This is a genomic window from Pseudomonas sp. Irchel s3h17 (assembly GCF_900187505.1).
Taxonomy (GTDB): domain Bacteria; phylum Pseudomonadota; class Gammaproteobacteria; order Pseudomonadales; family Pseudomonadaceae; genus Aquipseudomonas.
On record NZ_FYDL01000010.1, the window covers coordinates 168287 to 190902 of the forward strand.

Below are 22616 nucleotides of genomic sequence, written 5' to 3' on the forward strand. Positions count from 1 at the left end.
TACATAAAAAGAACGAATTTGAATTCGCCACATTCCATATCCGTGGGGGCGGTGGGTGCAGGCCAGGTGTCTGCAGCCGTAATACCTGACAGAGGAAGACTTATGTTCGGTTTGGAGGCACTTGATCTCGCCCGAATTCAGTTCGCGTTCACCATTTCATTCCACATCCTGTTCCCGGCGATCACCATCGGCCTGGCGAGTTACCTGGCGGTGCTCGAAGGTCTATGGCTGAAAACCCACAACAACACCTACCGTGACCTGTACCACTTCTGGTCGAAGATCTTTGCCGTCAACTTCGGCATGGGAGTGGTCTCGGGGCTGGTCATGGCCTATCAGTTTGGCACCAACTGGAGTCGCTTCTCTGACTTCGCCGGTTCCGTCACCGGCCCCTTGCTGACCTATGAAGTGCTCACGGCCTTCTTCCTGGAGGCCGGTTTCCTGGGCGTCATGCTGTTCGGCTGGAACAAGGTGGGGCGCAAGCTGCACTTCTTCGCCACGGTCATGGTCGCCATCGGCACGCTGATCTCGACCTTCTGGATCCTGGCTTCCAACAGCTGGATGCAAACCCCGCAGGGTTACGAAATCGTCAACGGCCAGGTCATTCCGGTGGACTGGATCGCGGTGATTTTCAACCCCTCGTTCCCTTATCGCCTGATGCACATGGCCACGGCAGCCTTTGTGGCGACGGCGTTCTTCGTCGGCTCGTCAGCCGCCTGGCACCTGTTGCGCGGCCGTGATAACCCGGCGATCCGTACCATGCTCTCGATGGCCATGTGGATGGCCTTGATCGTCGCGCCGATCCAGGCGGTGATCGGTGACTTCCACGGGCTCAACACCCTCAAGCACCAGCCCGCGAAAATCGCGGCGATCGAAGGCCACTGGGAAAACCATGGCAACGAAGCGACCCCGCTGATCCTGTTCGGCTGGCCGGACATGAAGGAAGAGAGAACCAAGTACGCGGTCGAGATTCCGTACCTGGGCAGCCTGATCCTGACCCACTCGCTGGACAAACAGGTCCCGGCGCTCAAGGAGTTCCCGCCGGAAGACCGGCCGAACTCGACCATTGTATTCTGGTCGTTCCGGATCATGGTCGGGCTGGGCATGCTGATGATTTTCACCGGCCTCTGGAGCTTGTGGCTGCGCAAGCGCGACACGCTGTATTCCAACCGCGCGTTCCTGTACCTGACCTTGTGGATGGGACCTTCGGGCCTGATTGCGATTCTTGCGGGCTGGTTCACCACGGAAATCGGTCGTCAGCCGTGGGTGGTGTACGGGTTGATGCGCACCGCCGATGGCTCGTCCAACCATAGTGTGGTGCAAATGAGCATCACCCTGGCGCTGTTTGTCGTGGTGTATTTCTCGCTGTTTGGTGCAGGGCTGGGCTACATGATGCGCCTGGTGCGCAAAGGTCCGAAGCTCAACGAAGGTGCCGAACCGAGCCACGGTGGCCCCGGTCAGCATCGCACACCGGCCCGTCCGCTTTCCGCTGCCGATGGCGGTGCTGAAAGTGACCACGGCGACAGCCTGAACAAGGGGAATTGAGTCATGGGTATTGATCTTCCGCTGATCTGGGCCGTGATCATCATCTTCGGCATCATGATGTACGTGGTCATGGACGGCTTCGACCTGGGGATCGGGATTCTCTTCCCGTTCATCAAGGGCAAGAGCGACCGAGACGTGATGATGAACACTGTGGCGCCGGTCTGGGACGGTAATGAAACCTGGCTGGTGCTGGGCGGGGCGGCCTTGTTCGGGGCTTTCCCGCTGGCGTATTCGGTGGTGCTGTCGGCGTTGTACCTGCCGCTGATCCTGATGCTGGTCGGGCTGATTTTCCGGGGCGTGGCCTTCGAGTTCCGCTTCAAGGCCAAGGACGACAAGCGCCATCTCTGGGACAAGGCATTTATCGGTGGCTCGATCACCGCGACCTTCTTCCAGGGCGTGGCCCTCGGTGCATTCATCGACGGTTTCCCGGTGGTTGATCGGCAGTTCGCCGGCGGCACGCTGGACTGGCTGACGCCGTTCACGCTGTTCTGTGGCGTGGCGTTGGTGGTGGCGTATGCACTGCTGGGATGTACCTGGCTGATCATGAAGACCGAAGGCAAGTTGCAGGAGCAGATGCATGACCTGGCGCGACCACTGGCGCTGGTGCTGCTGGCGGTGATCGGGGTCGTCAGCATCTGGACCCCGCTGACCCATGCCGAGATCGCCGCGCGCTGGTTCACCTTGCCTAACCTGTTCTGGTTCCTGCCGGTGCCGATCCTGGTGCTGGTCACCCTGTACGGATTACTGCGCGCCGTGGCCCGCAATGCCCACTACACGCCGTTCCTGCTGACCCTGGTGCTGATCTTCCTTGGCTACAGCGGCCTGGGCATCAGCCTGTGGCCGAACATCGTGCCACCGTCGATTTCGATCTGGGACGCCGCCGCGCCGCCACAAAGCCAGGGGTTCATGCTGGTCGGCACGTTGTTCATCATTCCGTTTATCCTGGGCTACACCTTCTGGAGCTACTACGTGTTCCGCGGCAAGGTGACCCACGAAGACGGTTACCACTAGTCACGCACACGCTGTAGGCGTTGGCTTGCCAGCGCCCACCAGGAACGCTCAACACGAGGCGCACGGTTATGGCCAACAAGCATTCTTTGCAGGAAATCGAACAGGCGGAAAAGAAGCCGCTCTGGCAGCGGCTCGGTTGGCTGGCAATGATCTGGACGGGCAGTGTGCTTGCGTTGTTTGTCGTGGCAAGCCTCATGCGCCTGTTCATGAATGCCGCAGGCCTGAGCACTCACTGAACACCCGAACATCCCATCCCGTTGCCTAACGGCACGGATTTATAACCCTCCATTGGAGGGTTTTTTTTGCCTGGATGCCAGGCGTTATTTTCGGGCCTTGAGGATCACGAATTTCGGGGTGGCCGCGACTTGTTCGACGCCGCGGAACAACCGCGCCAGCTTGCTGTGATAACCCAGGTGCCGATTGCCGACGATGTACAGCGCGCCCCCGACCACCAAGGCTTCGCGAGCCTGCTGAAACATACGCCAGGCCAGGAAATCACCCACCACCTGTTGCTGGTGGAATGGCGGATTGCACAGCACCACGTCCAGCGATTGCGGCTCTTGCCCCGCCAGGCCATCGCCCGCCCGCACGATCACTTCGCGGTCACCCAGGGCGGCCTGCCAGTTTTGTGCGGCGGACTGCACGGCCATGAACGACTCGTCCACTAGCGTGTATTGGGCTTGCGGATTGTGCAGGGCGCTGGCGATGGCCAGTACACCGTTGCCGCACCCCAGGTCGGCGACTCGCGCGGTGCCAAGGTTTTTCGGCAAATGGGGGAGAAACGCCCGCGTACCGATGTCCAGGCCTTCGCGACAGAACACGTTGGCATGGTTGAGCAGTTCGATGGCGGGTTCGTCGAGGGTGTAGCGCGTCGGGTACGGCGAAGGCACAACGGGCCTGGCCTGCGGGGTAGCAATCAGCAAGCGCGCTTTCTTCACGGCAAGGGAGGCCTGCATCGGACCGATGTAGCGTTCCAGCAGGTCTCCCGCCGCCCTTGGCAGGTGCTTGACCATGGCGGCGGCCACCACCTGGGCGCCGGGGGCCAGTTGCCCTTGCAGGCGAATCAGTTGCTCTTCCAGCAGGGCAAGGGTCTTGGGAACCCGGATCAGGGCCCGGTCGAATGGCCCGACCAGTGGCGCGCTGGCCGGTAACAGCGAGACGGCATCAAAGGGCTGGTCATTGCGTACCAGGTTCTTTTCCAGGGCCTGGGCGGCCAGGAACGAGTCGCCGCTGGTGGTCAGTGAAACCTTGCCGACCAGGCTCGCCGCCAGTGCCCCAAAACTGTCGTTGAGCACCAGAACCCGGGTGTTGGCGGCAGGTTGCTGCTCGGCCAGGTGGTTGAGCAAGTATTCGTCAGCCGCGTCGAAGGCTTGCAGCGGTTCGTTTTGCTGTTCCGGCTGGCGAATCAGGTCGAGTTGGGCGAAGGGCGTTTCAAGCAGGGGCATGGGGCGGGGGCTCTGGGTAATCAACGGGTGTCCCGCCGCTGTGCCTGGGTGAAAGGCTGGCGGGACCGACTGAGCGGGCAGCCATGCGTGGCTTCGGAGGTATCACTCAGTCGGGGGGCAAATGGTACGTTTTTTTCTTCAGGATTACTCGCAGGTTTTTCTACGGCACTGCGTGTCCGTCAATGGTCGGGGGGGCGGAACGGCTTAGATCATATGATGTCTGGTGGCTCGTACCACGGCGGAGATCTTGTTGTTCACCCCCAGTTTCTTGATCGCGCTGTTGACGTGGTAGTGCACCGTTCGTTCAGTCAGGCAGAGAATGATGGCGACTTCCGAGGCGGTCTTGCCGTCAGCCGACCACTTCAGGACTTCAATTTCTCGTGGCGACAGATACACCTGAGTCTCGCTGTCGGCGTGACTGCCTGACAGTTTGTCGATGGCCAGGGCATAGAGTTTTTGGCTGATGAAGGTCGCGTAGCCGAGGTGTTCGTAGAGTTCGTAAACGCTCAGCCTACGATGACTGCGAGCCATGCTGAGCATTCCGATGCTCTGGCTGTTCAGATCATGCACAGGCTGTGACCAGCCGTAGCGCAAGCCTTGATCCTGCAGTGCCCGCCAGAGGTCAGGGGTTTTCGCAAACGTCGCACGGTCCCAGAGAATGGGCAGCATCGAGTGGCTGCAATGGGTGACTGTCGGGTCGATCGAACAGTAGTTGTTCTGTTTGTATTGGGTGTTCCATTCATGTGGGTAATTGTTGAGGTTTATAGCGGCTGAACGATGACTCAGGCTGCAAGAAGTCATTGAAAAACAGCAGTATTCGTAACCAAGATTGTTGAAGAAATTGAGTGCGGCCTTGTAGGCTGATTCGATGCTTGATGCGCTGGTCAATTGCTTGAGCTGCGCTTCTATCCAGATCTCCATTGATTACACTCCGTGTGTCCGCTTCATATGTGCCGATGGCGTCCAATTGTCGGCAAGCCGTGAGTGTAGGACATGTCCTACTATTGTGGTGTGACTTTTTAGCTATTGGATCCATTTTCTGGTTGGGTGAATAGTTATTAAGGTGGTGGCTTTGTAATGGCTGTTTATATGCTGTTGTTGATTTTAATGTGGAGTGATTCGTAGGCTTTACAAAGGGGCAAGGTATATAGGAGGTTGTTCTTCTGTTAAATATTGGTCGGCATTGTTTTGGATTATTATTTATCTGTTTAGTTAATTTGTCGTGGGTCGAGGCGTAATACCACTACCAATCGAAGGTGTTCCTGCGCTTGGCTTTGCGGGACACTGGGCCCATCAGACCTACGGAGCCCCCCATGACCGCCAGCGAAGAGAAGTTCACCCGCCAGACCCTGCTTGATGTCCAGCCGCTGACTCCGAGTCTGTTCACCCTGCGCGCCACCCGGGACCCAGGCTTTCGCTTTCGGGCCGGGCAGTTTGCCCGCCTGGGCGTCACCAAGGCCGATGGCAGTACCGTGTGGCGCGCGTATTCCATGGTGTCAGCGCCCCATGACGAGTTTCTCGAATTCTTTTCCATTGTCGTGCCCGGTGGCGAGTTCACCAGCGAGCTGAGTCGCCTGGAGGCAGGCGATACGCTGATGGTCGATCGTCAGGCCTTTGGCTACCTGACCCTGGATCGATTTGTCGACGGGCGTGATCTGTGGTTGTTGTCCACGGGCACGGGGATTGCCCCTTTTCTGTCGATCCTGCAGGACTTCGAGGTGTGGGAGCGGTACGAGCGGATCATTCTGGTGTACAGCGTGCGCGAAGCCCGGGAGTTGGCGTACCAGGCATTGATCGAGGGGTTGGCCGGGCGCGAGTACCTGGCGGAATATGCCCACAAGTTGCAGTTCATTGCCACGGTGACCCGCGAGCATCACCCGAGGGCGCTGAACGGTCGAATTACCCACTTGATCGAGAATGGCGAGCTGGAGCGGGCGGCAGGCGTCGAGCTGACGGCCGAGCACTCGCGGGTGATGCTGTGTGGCAACCCACAAATGATCGATGACACCCGTCAACTGCTCAAGGCGCGTGACATGCAATTGAGCCTGAGTCGTCGTCCGGGTCAGGTGGCGGTTGAGAACTACTGGTAATGGAGGTACGGCGCCACCAGGCGCCGTTTGTTGTCGCGGTCTAGCCCTCAGGGCTTGTTGTTTTGCGCCTTGAGCAGGTCGCGGATCTCACTCAGCAGGACTTCTTCCTGGGTCGGAGCCGGTGGCGCGCTGGGGGCTGCGGCCTCTTCGCGCTTGAGCTGGTTGATGGCTTTCACGCCCATGAAGATGGCGAATGCAACGATCACGAAGTCGATGATGCTCTGGATGAATTTGCCGTAGGCCAGCATCACGGCCGGGGCTTCGCCCTGCGCCGCCTTCAGGGTGATGGCCAGGTCCCCGAAGTCCACCCCACCGATCAGCAGGCCGATGGGTGGCATGACCACGTCACCGACGAACGATGTAACGATCTTGCCGAACGCAGCGCCGATGATGATCCCGACGGCCATGTCGACCACATTCCCTTTGACCGCGAAGGCCTTGAATTCACTTATCACGCCCATGGGTTATTCCTTGTTACAGATGAGGTTGGTAGACGCAGTGTAAATCAGCAAACCGGGTCTTGCTGGTCTGAGTGATCGCTGCGGGCGTCGCTATCGACCGGTTTGTTGGCAAAAAGTTTACAAAGTGCCATCAGGTGGGCGCCGGGAACGAGGGGCATCTCCTTGGGTTCTGGTTGCCGAGTTGGGATTTCGGTGTGGGTTTGTTTGGCGTTATAGCGTGTCATGTTGGGCGGGTAGGGGTGAAGCCGATCGTGCGGGTTGTAGTTACTGATGGGGGATAAACGCTCAGGTTTAATATGGGCACAATAGTTGTGCGCGGAACGGAAGTGTTGGGTCTTTGTAAATTGGTGATAAAAACTGTAAATAAGTCAATTCGATTTTAAGGTTTGTATAAGAATAATGGTCTGTTTGCGGCGGGATGATGGACTGTTGTTAGGCAGGAGTTGGACAATTAGGGTTGCTTTGTAGAGTATTTGTCCGTGAGTGTTGCTCTGATGATGGACGCGGAATTAACCATGCTGTTTATAAGGTTGAACGCTCATCACTCTATTATGGTTATCACTGGAAATACGCGCCACGGTATTCGGTAGCGGCCATCCGGACATTGCACGGTATTTTGCCAACTGGGCTATCATCGCGTTTTTTTTCGGGGGTTCAGATGGCCAAGGCCAAGCGCATGTATGGCTGCACCGAGTGCGGCTCGACCTTTCCCAAGTGGGCCGGCCAGTGTGGTGAATGCGGAGCCTGGAACACCCTGACCGAAACCCTGGTGGAAAGTGGTGGTGCGGCTGCACCCAGCGGTCGTACCGGCTGGGCCGGGCAACAGGCGCAGATCAAGACGCTGGCCGAAGTCAGTGTCGAGGAAATCCCGCGGTTTTCCACCGCGTCCGGTGAACTGGACCGTGTGCTGGGGGGTGGCCTGGTCGACGGTTCAGTCGTACTGATCGGCGGTGACCCGGGCATCGGCAAGTCGACCATTCTCCTGCAGACCCTGTGCAACCTGGCGATGCGCATGCCAGCGCTCTATGTCACTGGCGAAGAGTCCCAGCAGCAAGTGGCCATGCGTGCCCGGCGTCTGGGGCTGCCCCAGGACCAATTGCGGGTGATGACCGAAACCTGCATCGAAACCATCATCGCCACTGCGCGGGTGGAAAAACCCAAGGTCATGGTGATCGATTCGATCCAGACGATCTTCACCGAGCAATTGCAGTCGGCGCCGGGCGGCGTGTCCCAGGTGCGTGAAAGTGCCGCGTTGCTGGTGCGCTATGCCAAGCAAAGTGGCACGGCGATCTTCCTGGTCGGCCATGTGACCAAGGAAGGCGCGTTGGCGGGGCCGCGGGTGCTGGAGCACATGGTCGACACCGTGCTGTATTTCGAAGGTGAGTCGGATGGGCGTTTGCGCCTGTTGCGCGCGGTGAAGAACCGTTTCGGGGCCGTCAACGAACTGGGCGTGTTCGGCATGACCGACAAGGGCTTGAAGGAAGTCTCCAACCCGTCGGCGATCTTTCTCACGCGGGCCCAGGAAGAAGTGCCGGGCAGCGTGGTGATGGCGACGTGGGAAGGAACCCGGCCCATGCTGGTCGAAGTGCAGGCGCTGGTGGACGACAGTCATCTGGCAAACCCGCGCCGGGTGACCCTGGGCCTGGATCAGAATCGCCTGGCCATGCTCCTGGCGGTCCTGCACCGCCACGGCGGAATCCCGACCCATGATCAGGATGTGTTCCTCAACGTGGTCGGCGGGGTCAAGGTGCTGGAAACGGCTTCGGACCTCGCGTTGATGGCGGCGGTCATGTCCAGTTTGCGCAACCGGCCATTGCCCCATGATCTGCTGGTGTTCGGCGAGGTCGGGCTGTCCGGTGAAGTGCGGCCGGTGCCCAGCGGCCAGGAGCGCCTGAAGGAAGCGGCCAAGCACGGCTTCAAGCGCGCCATCGTGCCCAAGGGCAATGCGCCGAAGGAAGCGCCCGCCGGGTTGAAGATCATTGCGGTCAGCCGTCTGGAGCAGGCCCTGGACGCCCTGTTCGAATAGCGCTCAGGCGTCGATCAGCGCGCCCAGCTCCCGTTCCAGCTCGGCCGGGTCCCCCAGGTTCAGTTCGATCAGCCGCCGCAGGCTGCTGATGGACTCCAGGCTGATGTAGCGGCAGACGAATCCGAGCTGGCCGTGCTCCTCATGGGTGAGTTGCACGTCCATGCGGATCTCGGCTTCCTCGCTCAAGTGGATATCGACCGAAAACATTTTGTGCGCGTCGCCTGACCAGGGTTCCGGGCGCTCGACCAGCAACCCCTTGAGCGACAGGTCGATCAACTTCACCGGCCAATGGTTCGGCCCCTGGATCAGCTCGGTCCTGGCGTCGAAGGCGATGCGTTTGAAACGGCGACGATTGGCAGCGTGCTTGCTCATGGCGCAGTCCTCGGGTAGTACGCTGACTATAGACCGGCCTTTAGCCGGACTGCCACCCAGGGCTCTAGACCAATGTCGGGTATGGTCTTTGGGGTAATCGGCGCTAAACTCGGGGTGGCTTTCTCTCAAGTCCACCTGGCTGGAATAAAAAAATGAAAAATAATAATAGCCTGCTACGCCACATTCCCTGGCTGCTGCTGGCAATTGTCGGGGCGTGCGCCCTTGGGGTAGTGGCATTGCGTCGGGGCGAGGCGATCAACGCCTTGTGGATTGTCGTGGCCGCGGTGGCCATCTATCTGGTCGCGTATCGCTACTACAGTCTGTTCATCGCCACCAAAGTGATGCAGCTCGACCCACGGCGAGCCACCCCCGCTGTACTCAACAACGACGGTCTGGACTATGTGCCGACCAACAAACACATTCTTTTTGGTCACCACTTTGCGGCGATCGCGGGCGCAGGGCCATTGGTGGGTCCGGTGCTGGCCGCGCAGATGGGATATTTGCCAGGCACCTTGTGGTTGATTGCCGGCGTGGTGCTTGCGGGGGCCGTCCAGGACTTCATGGTCCTGTTCATGTCCACCCGGCGCAACGGTCGCTCCCTGGGTGACATGGTCCGTGAGGAAATGGGCCGTATCCCGGGCACCATCGCGTTGTTTGGCTGCTTCCTGATCATGATCATCATCCTGGCGGTGCTGGCGCTGATCGTGGTCAAGGCCCTGGCCGAAAGCCCGTGGGGCATCTTCACGGTCATGGCGACCATCCCGATCGCGATGTTCATGGGCATTTACATGCGCTACATCCGTCCGGGCCGCATTGGCGAAATCTCGGTCATCGGCGTATTGCTGTTGCTGGGCTCCATCTGGCTGGGCGGGCAGATTGCCGCTGATCCGGTATGGGCCAAGGCGTTCAGCTTCACCGGGATCCAGATCACCTGGATGCTGATCGGCTATGGTTTCGTTGCTGCGGTGTTGCCGGTATGGCTGATCCTGGCGCCGCGCGACTACCTGTCGACTTTCCTCAAGATCGGCACCATCGTGGCCCTGGCCATCGGTATCCTGGTGACCATGCCCGAGCTGAAAATGCCCGCACTGACCCAGTTCATCGACGGCACCGGCCCGGTATGGAAAGGCGGCCTGTTCCCGTTCCTGTTCATCACCATCGCCTGTGGCGCGGTCTCGGGTTTCCACGCGCTGATTTCCTCCGGTACTACGCCAAAGCTGCTGGATAACGAAACCAACGCCCGTTACATCGGTTACGGCGGCATGTTGATGGAGTCCTTCGTGGCCATCATGGCGATGGTTGCCGCCTCGGTGATCGAGCCTGGCGTGTACTTCGCCATGAACAGCCCGGCGGCCGTGGTCGGCAGTGATGTAATGACGGTGGCGCAGACGGTCAGCGGCTGGGGCTTTGCCATTACCCCGGAAGCCCTGCAGGCGGTCGCCCATGACATTGGTGAAACCACCATTCTGGCGCGCGCTGGCGGTGCACCGACACTGGCGGTGGGGATTGCGCAGATCCTGCACAGTGTCCTGCCGGGTGAAAACACCATGGCATTTTGGTACCACTTCGCGATCCTGTTTGAAGCGCTGTTCATCCTGACCGCCGTGGACGCCGGTACCCGTGCCGGACGTTTCATGTTGCAGGACCTGCTCGGCTCCTTCGTGCCCGCGCTCAAGCGCACCGAGTCCTGGACCGCGAACCTGATCGCGACCGCCGGTTGCGTGGCCATGTGGGGCTGGTTGTTGTATCAGGGCGTGATCGATCCACTGGGCGGTATCAACACCTTGTGGCCACTGTTCGGCATCTCCAACCAGATGCTGGCCGGTATCGCGCTCATGCTCAGCACCGTGGTGCTGATCAAAATGAAACGCCAGCGCTACATCTGGGTCACCATGCTGCCAGCGGTATGGCTGCTGATCTGCACCACCACCGCAGGCTTCATCAAGCTGTTCGACGCCAACCCGGCAATCGGCTTCCTGTCGCTGGCCAAGAAGTACAGCGATGCCCTGGCCAATGGTCAGGTGCTTGCACCGGCCAAGGACATCACGCAGATGCAGCACGTGATCTTCAATGCCTACACCAACGCAACGCTGACGGCATTGTTCCTGTTCGTGGTCTTCAGCATCCTGTTCTACGCGCTCAAGGTGGGTATCACCGCCTGGGGCCATAAGGAACGTACGGATAAAGAGTCGCCATTCAAGGCTCTGCCGGACGCATGATCGAGGATTGCAAGCATGTTCAATGACCTGAGTCGCCTCGGTAAATACCTCGGTCAGGCCGCGCGCCTGATGGTGGGCATGCCCGACTACGACACCTACGTCGAGCATATGCAAACCAAACACCCGGACAAACCGGTGATGAGCTACGAGATGTTCTTCCGGGAACGTCAGGAGGCGCGTTACGGTGGCAAGGGTGGGCCCAAGTGCTGTTGATCTGACAGCCAGGTTGATGCAATCCCTGTGGGAGCGGGCTTGCCCGCGATAGCGACTTTACATTCAACATCAATGTTGAGTGATAGTCCGCCATCGCGGACAAGCCCGCTCCCACATTTGTTTTGTGTTTCTTTTCAATTTTGTGAAACAGGAGATCGAACGTGTCCTCTCCCATCCCGGTAACGATCCTCAGCGGCTTCCTCGGTGCCGGCAAGACCACGCTGCTGCGCCACCTGCTTAAAGCCGAGCACGGGCTGAAAATCGCCGTGATCGAAAACGAATTCAGTGACGCCGGTATCGACACCCAGCTCCTGGGCGATGAGCCGGTACAAGTGATGACGCTGTCCAATGGCTGCGTCTGCTGCACCATCCACACCGACCTGACCAAGGCCCTGTACCTGCTGCTCGAGCGCCTGGACAGCGGTGAGATCGCCTTTGACCGCCTGGTGATCGAGTGCACCGGCCTGGCTGACCCGGCGCCGGTGGCACAAACCTTTTTCATCGATGAAGAACTCAGGGAGCGCTACATCCTTGACGGCATCATCACCCTGGTCGACGCCGCGCATGCCGGCGTGCACCTGACCCAGACCATTGCCCAGGCGCAGATCGGCTTCGCCGACCGCCTGCTGGTGAGCAAGCGCGACCTGGTAGACGAGGCGACGTTCACGGCGTTGAGCGAGCGCCTGACCCGGATCAATCGCCGCGCCCCGATCCGGGTGGTTGAACACGGCAGGATCGACCTGGCCGAGCTGCTCGATGTGCGTGGTTTCAACCTCAATGCCGATCTCGGTGGCGGAGTCAGTCTGCGCCCGGTCAGCAAGGCCCCCACGCTTGACCGCATTTCCAGCCTGGTGCTGCGCACCGACCAGGCGCTGGATATCGACCAGCTCAGCGGGTTCATGAACGAACTGCTGGAGGCGCATGGCAAGCAACTGCTGCGCTACAAGGGCGTGCTGAACATTGTCGGCGAACCCCGGCGCCTGGTGTTTCAGGGCGTGTTGAAGCTGTATGGCTTCGACTGGGACACGGAGTGGCTAGAGGGGGAAGTGCGGGACAGTGTGATGGTGTTTATAGCCGATGACCTGCCGGAGGAAAAAATCCGCGAAGGGTTTGCACGGATGGTGGCCGATCAGGGGCGGTAATCTTCAGCGTGTTCCAGAGCGCTTTCGAAGGAACACCGCCCCGACGACGATGGCGAACTACCCGACAATGCGGTTGCGAGCAGCTACGGGTTCCGGGCTCAGCAGTATTTCTGCCAGATGATCCAGATGCCGGCTGATCAGCGTCACCGCCATTGCCGCGTCCTGACGTTCCAGTGCGTCGACCATCGCCGCCTGTTGCTGCCATGCGCAATAAAAGCGCGCTTGCGCATCACGTTGTGCAAGCGCCAGCGATGTCAGGGGTACCAGGCTGCCAAGAAAATGCGCCAGCGGTGCGTTTCCAGCCATTTCGGCCAATTGCAGGTGAAACTCTCCCGACAACCGGATCGAGGGGCCGCGCTGGTTCCGCTCGACGCATTGGCGCTGGCGCTCGATCAACCCTCGCAGGCGCTTCAGCTCTTCGGGGCGGGGCTGCTGACAGGCCAGCCGAACCAGTGTGGTCTCGGTCAATCGTCGGGCGTGGAGAATTTGTCGGGAGTGTTCGAGGTCAGGGACCGCAATCTGAGGCTGGTGGTTCGGCCGCAGAATGAGGATCTGCTGATGGGACAGTCGCGCCAGTACCTGGCGAACAACGCTGCGGCTGATGCCGAGTCTCTCGATCAATCGCTCTTCACTGAAGCGGCGGGTCGGGGCGAAGCGCTGGTCGAGAATGGCGTCGAAGATTTGTGGGTAGATGTCATCCACCGAAGGAGGGCGATGACACGTGCGCGAAAAGGGCAGGGCAACAGACGTATTGGGGGTGTGCTGCGCTGAAGCAAAGCTGTTCATGGCCTGTCTCCGGTTCGAAGAGGGATCAACTGCCGAGGTTGTCGTCTGGAATGTTGAGTTCGATGCCCATGCGCTGGCCTTCGCGAAGAATATGCCGGCGCATTTCGGCGCTGGCCTGGGCGCTGTTCTTGCTGCGGATGGCGCGTACCACGGCTTCGTTTTCCTCAAGGCGTTCAGCCAGGTGCTCTGGAGAGTTGCGCAGCACCTGCGCGCTTTGCTTGAGGGCAACACTGGTCTGCTGCACCACGCTCTGGAAGATCGGGTTGGAGGTCAATGTGAACAGCTCTTCGTGGAAGGCGATGTAGGCGTTCACGCCAGCTTCGCTGTCATTGGCTTCCAGGGCCTCGCGCATGTCCATCAAGGTCAGGCGCAGTTGTCCGACTTCCTTGCTGCTGATGGACTGCGCCACCAGCCCGACGATGAACGGTTCGAGGGTGTAGCGCAGTTGCAGTACATCTTCCAGGCTTGCGCCGGCCACCGCGCTTTCATGGCCTTGGCTCTCACTGATGTCGGCCTCCAGCACCACCACGCCTTTACCCGGCATCGAGCGCACCAGCCCGAGGGTTTCCAGCACGATCACCGCTTCGCGCAGGCTCGGGCGGCTGATGCCCATTTGTTCGGCCAGTTCGCGCTGCCCCGGCAGCATTTCGCCGGAGCGCCACTGACCCCTGGCCAGCGCGGCCCGAAGTTTTTCTACCACTGAATTTACGACGGTTGACGAGCTGATCACGGTTCGCTTCCTGAGCATCGAAATGGATTAACGGTGGTACCTGCCCTTGGGCAGGCACCGGGGTTGTTCAGAATTCCTGCTGATGGCCGGCGGCAGGCTTTCTAGCCTGGAAGGTATAGCCCTGCTGGCCAGAAAGCACCTTGTGCGCCCGCTGGACATCAATGTCTTTTTCCCAGCGTGCGATGGCCACGGTGGCGACGCAGTTGCCGATCAGGTTGGTCAGTGCCCGCCCGATGCCCATGAACCAGTCCACGGCCAACACCAGCACCAGGCCTACCACCGGAATCGCCGGGATCGCGGTCAGTGTGGCTGCCAGAATCACCAGCGCCGACCCGGGAATCCCGTGGGCGCCTTTGGAGGTGATCAGCGAGACCAGCAAGATCGTCAGCAAATCACTCATGGCCAGTGGGGTGCCAGTGGCATTGGCGATGAACACGATGGCCAGGGTCAGGTAGATCGAAAAACCGTCGAGGTTGAACGAATAGCCGGTGGGAATGACCAGGCCAACCGTCGAACTGCCAATGCCCAGGTGTTCCAGCTTGCGCATGATTTGCGGCAGCACGGCGTCCGAGGAGGCGGTCCCCAGGACAATCAGCAACTCTTCACGCAGGTACTTGAGGAACGGCAGCATGCGCAGGCCGGACAGGCGCATCACCAGGCCCAGGATCAGTGACACGAACGCGACACAGGTCAGGTAGAACAGGCCGATCAAGCTGCCGAGGTGTTGCAGGGAATCCAGGCCATATTTGCTGGTGGTGAAGGCTATCGCGCCGAACACGCCAATCGGCGCCAGGCGCACGATCATGCCCATGATGCGGAAGATCACATGACTGAGTTCGTTGATCAGCCGCGAGATGCCTGACGCCGACTCGCCCACCAGGTTCAGCGCACTGCCGAACAGCACCGAAAACAGTAGGACCTGCAGGATGTTGTTATCGGCAAAGGCACCGATCACCGAGCTTGGAATCAGGCCCATCAGGAACTGGGTGGTGGTGTGCATGTGCTCGCTGCGCTGGGCAATGTCGCCCATGTCACTGGCAGACAGTTGATCCAGGTGGATGTTTGCACCACTGCCGATGCCGGTGCTGAAGGCGAACACCAGGCCGATCACCAGCGCTATGGTGGTCAGGATTTCGAAGTAGATGACCGACTTGAGGCCGATACGCCCGACCTTCTTCAGGTCGCCGGCACCGCTGATACCGCTGACCACCACGCAGAACACGATCAGGCCGATGAGCATCTTGATCAGCTTGATGAAGCCGTCGCCGAGGGGTTTGAGTTGGGCGGAGTATTCGGGAAGGGTCAGCCCGCAGACGATGCCGAGCACCAGGCCGAGCACCACTTGAAGGAAGATTGAACGCGAGCACCATCTGAGCATGGGAGGAATTCCTGATCGGTGTCCTGGCTGCCAACGCTAAGCGCATCAGATTCAGGACTTAATTATTGTGGTCTTACCGGTATGTCCAGTGCAGGCGCAGTCTAGGCTCGGTTTTTTCCGAAATACAAGTGGAAATCTAAAAAATGGCATGACCGGTCTGACCAGTTGTGTGATGCATCACTACCCAGTGAAAAATACGGATGAAAAAAGCCCGGCCATTACTGGCCAGGCTTTCTAGTGCTACAGGCCCACTGGTTAACCATGATGCGCAGGCGGTATCAGCGCCGCGACTTCCCCTAATAAGGCACATTACGTTGAAGGATGTTCAATTTGAAGTCCAGGATGCTTGAGCTGCGGGTCGCGTTGGTCCGAATGAATGTTCCGACCTTGGGATCATATTTATTGCGGCTCAGGCCTGCCCGCAGAAGTTGACTCCCTCGTGTCTGTATCCTGAGGGTGGGTGTGTCGTTATCGAGTTGATCCAGCGTGATGATTTTACCACTTGCATCCAGCAAGTTGAAGGTTGTCTGGTCGCCGTCGTCCGTTGCATAAGCGTTCAAGAAATCTTTCTCCTCTCGACTAACTGTCATGTAGTAGTACTCGCCAGGAGTGAATATATAGAGGGTGTAATAGTCGTCGAGACACCTGAAGTAAAATGTCAGGGCGTGGAGTTGTGATTTTTTTGCGGTACGTCAACTTTGGACAATGAGGGTGGCCAAAGCGAGTGCTGAGAGTTGCAATGAATGATTTTTCCTGGTCAGTGCTCATGTTTGTACCTGATGGTTTTGAGTATTGATGGGTAGGTGCTGTACTGACAGCGGGAATGGAGTGCGAGAGATGTTTGCGCTGTGTTGTCAGACTTCGTTCGGGGCACCCAGGAACGATGCATTGCGCTCGATGATTCGCAACTTGAATACCATGCCTTTATCATCGATTTCGGCTAGATAGCTATAAGGCGCGCCCCTGCGGCGGATGCTGCCGATTTGCTTCGAGTGACGAACCTTCAGCCGGACCCGCTGGATATCACTGCCCATGTCTTGCAGGGTGACGATCCGGTTTTCCAGGCTCAGGAGGTTGAACGATGAGGTGTCGCTGCCAGCGGGAAGAAATGCACCTAGAACCCCGGAAAAATCCTTGCTCACGCAATGCCCTGTGTAAGTGGTATGGGAGCGAATGTAAAGGTGGTAGTAATCATCTGTGCAACGGAAGTAAATCGTAATCGGCACAGCGTTTTGGACTTCCTGAGCAGGACGACGGCCTAGCAGATGAGAGTCGTCCCGTGGTGTTGGTGCACCGGTGTAAAAACCGCCAGAGAACAATGTTTCGTTGCGTATGGCGGGTGTGCCATGCAATGCACCTAGAAAGTCAACATGTTGATTATCCAGTTCCAATGTTGCTATGAAAGACTTTTGTCTGTTTGTAGTCATTAGTTCATCCTTGAATTTTATGAGTTGTTTTTTTAGTGTCGGGTGCTACTTTCGATATCGTCAGTTCGACCAAATGCAGGTAGGTCGATGTGAGTCGGAAAGTTTTCGGTGGTAAATGCAGTTGGTTGGTCGTTTGGTTATTGTTTTTGTGAGCGAACAGTAACAGTTAAGTCTCTGTTCTAGACGGATTTTGAAGGGGGTTATTGTTTCAGGTTTTGAGTGTTGAGCGCAGAACAACGGCGGCAGATGTGTGTTCGACGAGTGGAGACATTAGTACAGACGAAAAAAAACCGGCCAATCACTTGGCCGGTTCTTCATGCTACGGATTTAACGGGGCAATTAAGCGCCGTATACCGGCAGCTTCTTGCAGATGGCCTTGACCTTCTCACGAACGGCGTCGATCACCGCGTCGTTGTTCAGGTCTGCCAGGATGTCGCAGATCCAGCCAGCCAGTTCCTTGCACTCTGCTTCCTTGAAGCCACGAGTGGTCACAGCCGGAGTACCGAAGCGCAGACCGGAGGTGACGAACGGGGAGCGTGGATCGTTTGGCACGGAGTTTTTGTTCACGGTGATGAAGGCTTTGCCCAGTGCGGCGTCGGCATCTTTACCGGAGATTTCCTGCTTGATCAGCGACAGCAGGAACAGGTGGTTCTCGGTACCGCCGGAAACCACGTCAAAACCGCGCTCGATGAACACGCCGGCCATGGCCTGGGCGTTTTTCACCACTTGTTGCTGGTAGGTCTTGAACTCAGGCTGCAGGGCTTCCTTGAAGCAGATCGCCTTGGCGGCGATCACGTGCTCCAGTGGGCCACCCTGGGCGCCCGGGAATACGGCGGAGTTCAGTTTCTTCTCGATGTCGGCGTTGGCGCGAGCCAGGATCAGGCCGCCACGTGGACCGCGCAGGGTCTTGTGGGTGGTGGTGGTCACGACGTCAGCGAATGGAACCGGGTTCGGGTAGACGCCAGCGGCGACCAGACCGGCTACGTGAGCCATGTCGACGAACAGGTACGCACCGACCTTGTCGGCGATTTCGCGGAAGCGCGGGAAGTCGAGGATCTGCGAGTAGGCAGAGAAACCGGCCACGATCATTTTTGGCTTGTGTTCAACAGCCAGGCGCTCGACTTCGTCGTAGTCGATCAGGCCATTGGCGTCGATGCCGTACTGGACAGCGTTGTACAGCTTGCCGGAGGAGGAAACGCTGGCACCGTGGGTCAGGTGACCACCGTGGGCCAGGCTCATGCCCAGGAGGGTGTCGCCAGCCGACAACAGGGCCAGGTAAACGGCGCTGTTGGCTTGCGAGCCGGCGTGCGGCTGAACGTTGGCGTAATCGGCACCGAACAGTTCTTTTGCACGGTCGATGGCCAGTTGCTCAACCACGTCGACGTACTCGCAACCGCCGTAGTAGCGCTTGCCCGGGTAACCTTCGGCGTACTTGTTGGTCAGTACCGAGCCTTGAGCTTCCATCACCGCTGGGCTGGTGTAGTTTTCCGAAGCGATCAGCTCGATGTGTTCTTCCTGGCGCTGAGCTTCTTGCTCCATGGCGGCAAAAAGGTCGGCGTCGTACTTGGCAATGGTCAAATCACGGCTGAACATGGCGGTCCTCAAGGATCGGGGGGGGGGGGCAGAAAAGGAGGGCATTCTAACCCAATGGGTTTTGTCTGGCATATGAAACGACATCATGTCGCAGACAAGTGGTGTTCATGTCGGGATCAGCGGTGATCTTGCAGGTCCCATCACGGGCAAGCCCGCTCCCGCGGTGGGGGATGCACTTCAAATGTGGGAGCACGCCGCCCGCATCACCACAACACTTCAGTCAAACATGAACAACGCATCATTGCTGAACTGCGCTTCGAACTGTGGGGCCGGCATCGGCCGTCCGAACAGATAACCCTGTACCTCGTCGCAGCCATGCTCGCGCAGGAAGTCGAGTTGCTCATGGGTTTCCACGCCCTCGGCGATCACCGCCAGGTTGAGGCTGTGGGCCATGGCAATGATTGCCCGGGCGATCTGCGCGTCCTGCTCGCCGGAGGGCAGGCCGTCGACGAAGGTGCGGTCGATCTTCAACACGTCGATGGGAAATTGCTTGAGGTAGTTCAGGGATGAGTAACCGGTGCCAAAGTCATCCACCGCGATACTCAGCCCAAGGTTTTTCAGCCCGGCGAGAATCTGCATGGCCTCGCTGACTTCGCGCATCAGGATACTTTCGGTCAGCTCCAGTTCCAGGCAGGCGGGTGGCAGGCCCGTTTCCTTGAGGATGGTGGCGATGCGCGTGCCGAGCTGGCCGTCGGAGAACTGCCGGGCGGAGATGTTCACCGAGACTTTGGGGACGCGCACCTTGGCCTGGTGCCAGGCCTTGAGCTGACGACAGGCCTCGCCGATCACCCAGTCGCCGACATCCACTACCAGCCCGAGCTCTTCGAGCACCGGAATGAAATCCCCCGGTGGTACCAGTCCGCGCCGCGGATGACGCCAGCGCAACAGAGCCTCGGTGCCGGTCAGGCGCTTGCCGTCGCCACTGAATTGCGGCTGGTAGTAGAGAACGAATTCGTTTTGTTCGAGGGCGTGACGCAGGTCGCTTTCCAGTTCCAGGCGCTCCAGGGCGCTCGCGTTCATGTCCGCCTGGTAGAACTGGAAGTTGTTCTTGCCGCGCTCCTTGGCGTGGTACATCGCGGTGTCGGCATTTTTCATCAACTGGCTCAGTTCGTTGCCGTCCTGCGGGCTCAGGGCAATGCCGATGCTGGCGGTGACAAAGAACTCGCGACCTTCGAGAACGAAGGGTTTCACCAGGCTGGCGAGAATCTGTTCGGCGACATGAATCGCCCGGTTCAGGGCGACTTCACGGTTGGCGCGCGGTTGCAGCAACAGGGTGAACTCGTCGCCCCCCATGCGCGCCACGGTGTCATCGTCATCGACGCACCCGAGCAGGCGCGTGGCCATTTCCTTGAGCATGCGATCGCCGGCGGCGTGGCCCAGGGAGTCGTTGATCGGCTTGAAACGGTCCAGGTCCAGGAACATCAGCACCACCCATGACTTCTGCCGTTCCGCCGACTGCAAGGCCGTGTGCAGGCGGTCCTGGAACAGCGTGCGATTGGGCAGGTGAGTCAGGGCGTCATAGTAGGCCAGGCGATGAATGCGCTGCTCGCTGGCCTTGCGTTCGCTGATGTCGCTGAAGAAACACACGTAACTGGCCAGGTCACCTTCGTCGTCGAGTACGGCGGTGATGCCGACCCAGGCCGGGTAATGCTCGCCACTGCGGCGTTTGAGCCAGACTTCGCCTTCCCAGGTGCTGTGTTGATGCAATTGCTTGAGCACATAGCGCAGGTGGGCTTCCTGCTGGTCGTCGACGGTCAGCATGTTCGGCAGCTGGTCGAGCACCTGTGCCACCTCGTAGCCACTGACGCGGCTGAACGCTTCGTTGGCCTGCACGATGTAGCCGGCCGGATCGGTGATCAGAATGGCCGAGGTCGAGTGCTCGAATACGGTGGCCGCCATGCGCAGGTCTTTCTCGGCGCGGCGCTGCTGGCTGATATCACGACCGACCCCCAGCACACCCTCGAAGGCGCCGTGTTCGTCCCACACCAGGACCAGCCGCAGCTCGATCGGGATCTTGCGTCCGTCGGCGCGCAGGCAGTCGAACAGGAACAGTTGGGTCTGCACCTGGTCGCGCAGTTGTGCCAGCTGCTCAGGTTTGTTCAGGGCCTTGCTGACCCGGTCCATCAGGCTGTAGATACCGGTCAGCTGTTGTGGGTTGGCGATGATCGATTGCCAGCCGTTCTGGAATATCCAGTCAGCGTCATAGCCGAGTACAGCCTGTACGGACGGGCTGACATAGTTGAGCGAGAGTTTGTTGTCAGTGGAGAAAATGACGTCGCTGATGCTTTCGGCAAGCATCCGGTAGCGTTGTTCGCTGTCGCGCAGGGATTCGCTGGCCGCGATCTGGTCGGTGATGTCCTTGGCCACGCCGATGATGCGAGTGACCTGATCGTGGGTGTCCCGTGCCAGCGCCTGCTCGCGAATATCAAAGCAGCGCCATTTGCCGTCGCGGTGACGGAAGCGCAGCAGGCACTGCAGCAGTTGGCTGTACCCGGTCTGGCGCTGTTCCTGGCGCAAGCGGTGGTAGTGATCCGCGTCTTCGGGGTGCAGCAGGATTTCCCAGAAGTACTCACCCATCTGGTGCAGTTCGGTTTTGTTGTACCCCAGCGTCTGCCCCAGGTGGTGGTTGCTGAAAATCATGCGCTGGCTGATCACATCCTGGACATACAGGTGATCCGGGACGGTGCGCACCACATCGGACCAGAAACCTTCACGCTCCAGCAGCGAGAGTTCGACGAGCTTGCGGCTGGTGATGTCGTTGATGCTGAGAATGACCGCGTTGTAGTCGTGCTGTGCCTCCGGCAAACGCAGGACCAGCCACAGGTGCTGATCGCGGCCCTGGGTGTCCTTGAGCTTGATTTCCAGCTCCAGCTGTTTCTGTCGGTTGACCACCGCCTCCAGCAGCGGGGTGCCGATGGCATTGCCAGCCAGTGACCGGCCTTCGATCAACAATTTCCAGGCTTGCTCGCATGACTCGACGTTGAGCAGGCGCAAGGCGAGCTGGTTGACTTCAGTGATGCGTAATTCCTGTAGCAGTGGTTGGCGATGCTCGGTTTTTTCCAGCCATGCGTGCAGCTGCTTGCCAGAGTGCAGGCCGGCTTTGTCGAGGGCGGTTCTGAGTCCGGAAAGGTCCAGCACGCACAGCGCTACACCGGTGCCATCGAAGATGTCCTGATAGCGTCGACGGCCTTCATGCAACTGGCGTTGCCGGCGACGCATGCTGAGCAAGGCGATGAGCGGCAGCAGTGAGAAGGCCAGGCCCAGCAGGCACTTGCCAATGAAGGCCGGTAACAGCTGTTCAATCACTCGTTGCCGGTCGAACAGCCCGCGCAGCTGCCAGTCGCTACTACTGAGGGGCACGATCAGCACGCTGTTGGCCTGGTCCTCGGGGGTCAACACGTTGGGCCGGGTCGACGGCATCAGGTCGTCGCGGCTGACGATCTGTTGGTTGATGCGGTTTTCCACCACCCACATCGGTCGGATGCCGGACTCGCCTTGTTTGGTCAGCGACGAGAAAAACGTCGGACGCAGGCGCAGCGCCCAGTAGCCGCGAGTACTGCCGCTGGCCTGACGCAGTAACAGGTGCACCACGGAGCCGTCGTTGGCGTTGCTGAAGTAATGCGCCTGGGCCCGACTGCGCTTGACCAGCTCGCCCAGGTATTCGGCGTCCGCGCTGTCGTTGGCACTGTCGCTGAGTACCTTTCCCGAGGGGCTGAGCAGGGCCACGCTGAGCAGCTCCGGCAGGGACTGCTGCAGTTTTCGCAACACGGCCTGCAGTTGTTCATCGGTCTGAGGTTGTTCGACGATCGGTAGCAGGTTGAGCGCGATCTGGGCATTGAGCGCCATGTTCAGGCTGACTTGCGCGGCCAGGTCGGCGGTGTAGTCAATGGTGTACTGGCGCTGGTTTTTCTGGGTCTCGCGAAGCTGGTCCAGCAGTTGCCAGAACAACAGTCCGAGCAACAGCAACACCAGCGTCGCCAGCGTGCCCTTGAGTGTCCCGCGCAGGGGCGACCCGGTCGCAGGATTCAGTGCGCGCACGGAGGAAGGCGGAGTGGCATTGGACAAACTGTAATCCTGCGATAGAGCTGCACTGGTGCGACGCGCACTATAAGCCGGACGCCCGGAGGGCGGCTAGCATGCCTTGAGTTGTGGCAAAGTGCCAGCCCCGTCCGGCTGGACGG

19 protein-coding genes are annotated in these 22616 nt (G+C 59.3%); 8 read left to right on the forward strand and 11 right to left on the reverse strand.

Translation table 11 applies throughout. The features are described 5' to 3' along the window. The first annotated feature begins 102 nt into the window (after positions 1 to 102). From CKW25_RS16520 to CKW25_RS16530, 3 genes are all read left to right on the forward strand, one after another. Complete coding sequence (locus CKW25_RS16520) at positions 103 to 1542, forward strand: cytochrome ubiquinol oxidase subunit I (protein WP_095080682.1); 1440 nt, start codon at positions 103 to 105, stop codon at positions 1540 to 1542. Positions 1543 to 1545: 3 nt separating this feature from the next. Then, on the forward strand, positions 1546 to 2553 hold the full coding sequence (gene cydB / locus CKW25_RS16525; RefSeq protein WP_095080683.1) for a cytochrome d ubiquinol oxidase subunit II: 1008 nt from the start codon (positions 1546 to 1548) through the stop codon (positions 2551 to 2553). 68 nt (positions 2554 to 2621) lie between these two features. Further along, positions 2622 to 2789 carry a DUF2474 domain-containing protein gene (locus CKW25_RS16530; RefSeq protein ID WP_095080684.1) on the forward strand — a complete coding sequence of 56 codons (168 nt, stop codon included), beginning with the start codon at positions 2622 to 2624 and terminating at the stop codon, positions 2787 to 2789. Positions 2790 to 2873: 84 nt separating this feature from the next. Here CKW25_RS16530 and CKW25_RS16535 read toward each other — a convergent pair whose 3' ends face one another. Further along, a complete protein-coding gene (locus tag CKW25_RS16535; RefSeq protein ID WP_095080689.1) occupies positions 2874 to 3998 on the reverse strand; it encodes a class I SAM-dependent methyltransferase in 1125 nt (374 codons plus the stop codon). Positions 3999 to 4202: 204 nt separating this feature from the next. After that, the gene (locus CKW25_RS16540; RefSeq protein ID WP_095080690.1) at positions 4203 to 4919 is read right to left on the reverse strand and encodes an autoinducer binding domain-containing protein; all 717 of its coding nucleotides are present in this window, start codon (positions 4917 to 4919) and stop codon (positions 4203 to 4205) included. A 392-nt stretch (positions 4920 to 5311) separates the two neighbouring features. Between CKW25_RS16540 and CKW25_RS16545 the strand changes: the two genes are divergently transcribed. After that, complete coding sequence (locus CKW25_RS16545) at positions 5312 to 6088, forward strand: ferredoxin--NADP reductase (RefSeq protein ID WP_095080691.1); 777 nt, start codon at positions 5312 to 5314, stop codon at positions 6086 to 6088. A gap of 47 nt (positions 6089 to 6135) precedes the next feature. Here CKW25_RS16545 and mscL read toward each other — a convergent pair whose 3' ends face one another. Further along, positions 6136 to 6549, reverse strand: a complete 414-nt coding sequence (mscL, locus tag CKW25_RS16550; RefSeq protein WP_095080692.1) for a large-conductance mechanosensitive channel protein MscL — start codon at positions 6547 to 6549, stop codon at positions 6136 to 6138. Positions 6550 to 7207: 658 nt separating this feature from the next. On the opposite strand from mscL, the gene radA reads away from it, so the two are divergent. Continuing rightward, positions 7208 to 8575, forward strand: coding sequence for a DNA repair protein RadA (gene radA, locus CKW25_RS16555; RefSeq protein WP_095080693.1), 1368 nt, complete (start codon positions 7208 to 7210; stop codon positions 8573 to 8575). A gap of 3 nt (positions 8576 to 8578) precedes the next feature. Here the strand turns inward: radA and CKW25_RS16560 are convergent, their stop codons facing one another. Then, positions 8579 to 8947, reverse strand: coding sequence for a PilZ domain-containing protein (locus CKW25_RS16560; protein WP_095080694.1), 369 nt, complete (start codon positions 8945 to 8947; stop codon positions 8579 to 8581). A 152-nt stretch (positions 8948 to 9099) separates the two neighbouring features. On the opposite strand from CKW25_RS16560, the gene CKW25_RS16565 reads away from it, so the two are divergent. The 3 genes from CKW25_RS16565 to yjiA all read left to right on the forward strand — a co-directional run bounded on the left by CKW25_RS16565 (position 9100) and on the right by yjiA (position 12521). Continuing rightward, positions 9100 to 11166, forward strand: coding sequence for a carbon starvation CstA family protein (locus tag CKW25_RS16565; RefSeq protein ID WP_095080696.1), 2067 nt, complete (start codon positions 9100 to 9102; stop codon positions 11164 to 11166). 15 nt (positions 11167 to 11181) lie between these two features. Continuing rightward, positions 11182 to 11379, forward strand: a complete 198-nt coding sequence (locus CKW25_RS16570; RefSeq protein WP_003228401.1) for a YbdD/YjiX family protein — start codon at positions 11182 to 11184, stop codon at positions 11377 to 11379. A gap of 161 nt (positions 11380 to 11540) precedes the next feature. After that, complete coding sequence (gene yjiA, locus CKW25_RS16575; protein WP_095080698.1) at positions 11541 to 12521, forward strand: GTPase; 981 nt, start codon at positions 11541 to 11543, stop codon at positions 12519 to 12521. A 57-nt stretch (positions 12522 to 12578) separates the two neighbouring features. Here yjiA and CKW25_RS16580 read toward each other — a convergent pair whose 3' ends face one another. The 7 genes from CKW25_RS16580 to CKW25_RS16615 form a co-directional block, all read right to left on the reverse strand. Continuing rightward, positions 12579 to 13307 carry a GntR family transcriptional regulator gene (locus CKW25_RS16580; RefSeq protein WP_095080700.1) on the reverse strand — a complete coding sequence of 243 codons (729 nt, stop codon included), beginning with the start codon at positions 13305 to 13307 and terminating at the stop codon, positions 12579 to 12581. Between the two features lie 25 nt (positions 13308 to 13332). Beyond that, positions 13333 to 14037: a FadR/GntR family transcriptional regulator gene (locus CKW25_RS16585; RefSeq protein ID WP_095080702.1), complete on the reverse strand. Its 705-nt coding sequence runs from the start codon at positions 14035 to 14037 to the stop codon at positions 13333 to 13335. 67 nt (positions 14038 to 14104) lie between these two features. After that, a complete protein-coding gene (locus tag CKW25_RS16590) occupies positions 14105 to 15415 on the reverse strand; it encodes a C4-dicarboxylate transporter DctA (protein ID WP_095080704.1) in 1311 nt (436 codons plus the stop codon). A 296-nt stretch (positions 15416 to 15711) separates the two neighbouring features. Then, on the reverse strand, positions 15712 to 15975 hold the full coding sequence (locus CKW25_RS16600) for a hypothetical protein (protein ID WP_143497356.1): 264 nt from the start codon (positions 15973 to 15975) through the stop codon (positions 15712 to 15714). Between the two features lie 294 nt (positions 15976 to 16269). Then, positions 16270 to 16842, reverse strand: a complete 573-nt coding sequence (locus tag CKW25_RS16605) for a hypothetical protein (protein ID WP_095080708.1) — start codon at positions 16840 to 16842, stop codon at positions 16270 to 16272. A gap of 339 nt (positions 16843 to 17181) precedes the next feature. Beyond that, entirely contained in the window at positions 17182 to 18435 is a 1254-nt protein-coding gene (glyA, locus tag CKW25_RS16610; protein ID WP_095080711.1) for a serine hydroxymethyltransferase, read from the reverse strand. Positions 18436 to 18651: 216 nt separating this feature from the next. Then, positions 18652 to 22500 (reverse strand): bifunctional diguanylate cyclase/phosphodiesterase, encoded by a 3849-nt coding sequence (locus tag CKW25_RS16615; protein WP_095080713.1) that lies wholly within the window; start codon positions 22498 to 22500, stop codon positions 18652 to 18654. Positions 22501 to 22616 lie beyond the last annotated feature (116 nt).

Bases quoted from the DNA above. Each gene is read 5' to 3' on its own strand.
- CKW25_RS16520 (WP_095080682.1), top strand. From the start codon at position 103: ATGTTCGGTTTGGAGGCACTTGATCTCGCCCGAATTCAGTTCGCGTTC.
- cydB (WP_095080683.1), top strand. From the start codon at position 1,546: ATGGGTATTGATCTTCCGCTGATCTGGGCCGTGATCATCATCTTCGGC.
- CKW25_RS16530 (WP_095080684.1), top strand. From the start codon at position 2,622: ATGGCCAACAAGCATTCTTTGCAGGAAATCGAACAGGCGGAAAAGAAG.
- CKW25_RS16535 (WP_095080689.1), bottom strand. From the start codon at position 3,998: ATGCCCCTGCTTGAAACGCCCTTCGCCCAACTCGACCTGATTCGCCAG.
- CKW25_RS16540 (WP_095080690.1), bottom strand. From the start codon at position 4,919: ATGGAGATCTGGATAGAAGCGCAGCTCAAGCAATTGACCAGCGCATCA.
- CKW25_RS16545 (WP_095080691.1), top strand. From the start codon at position 5,312: ATGACCGCCAGCGAAGAGAAGTTCACCCGCCAGACCCTGCTTGATGTC.
- mscL (WP_095080692.1), bottom strand. From the start codon at position 6,549: ATGGGCGTGATAAGTGAATTCAAGGCCTTCGCGGTCAAAGGGAATGTG.
- radA (WP_095080693.1), top strand. From the start codon at position 7,208: ATGGCCAAGGCCAAGCGCATGTATGGCTGCACCGAGTGCGGCTCGACC.
- CKW25_RS16560 (WP_095080694.1), bottom strand. From the start codon at position 8,947: ATGAGCAAGCACGCTGCCAATCGTCGCCGTTTCAAACGCATCGCCTTC.
- CKW25_RS16565 (WP_095080696.1), top strand. From the start codon at position 9,100: ATGAAAAATAATAATAGCCTGCTACGCCACATTCCCTGGCTGCTGCTG.
- CKW25_RS16570 (WP_003228401.1), top strand. From the start codon at position 11,182: ATGTTCAATGACCTGAGTCGCCTCGGTAAATACCTCGGTCAGGCCGCG.
- CKW25_RS16580 (WP_095080700.1), bottom strand. From the start codon at position 13,307: ATGAACAGCTTTGCTTCAGCGCAGCACACCCCCAATACGTCTGTTGCC.
- CKW25_RS16590 (WP_095080704.1), bottom strand. From the start codon at position 15,415: ATGCTCAGATGGTGCTCGCGTTCAATCTTCCTTCAAGTGGTGCTCGGC.
- CKW25_RS16605 (WP_095080708.1), bottom strand. From the start codon at position 16,842: ATGACTACAAACAGACAAAAGTCTTTCATAGCAACATTGGAACTGGAT.
- glyA (WP_095080711.1), bottom strand. From the start codon at position 18,435: ATGTTCAGCCGTGATTTGACCATTGCCAAGTACGACGCCGACCTTTTT.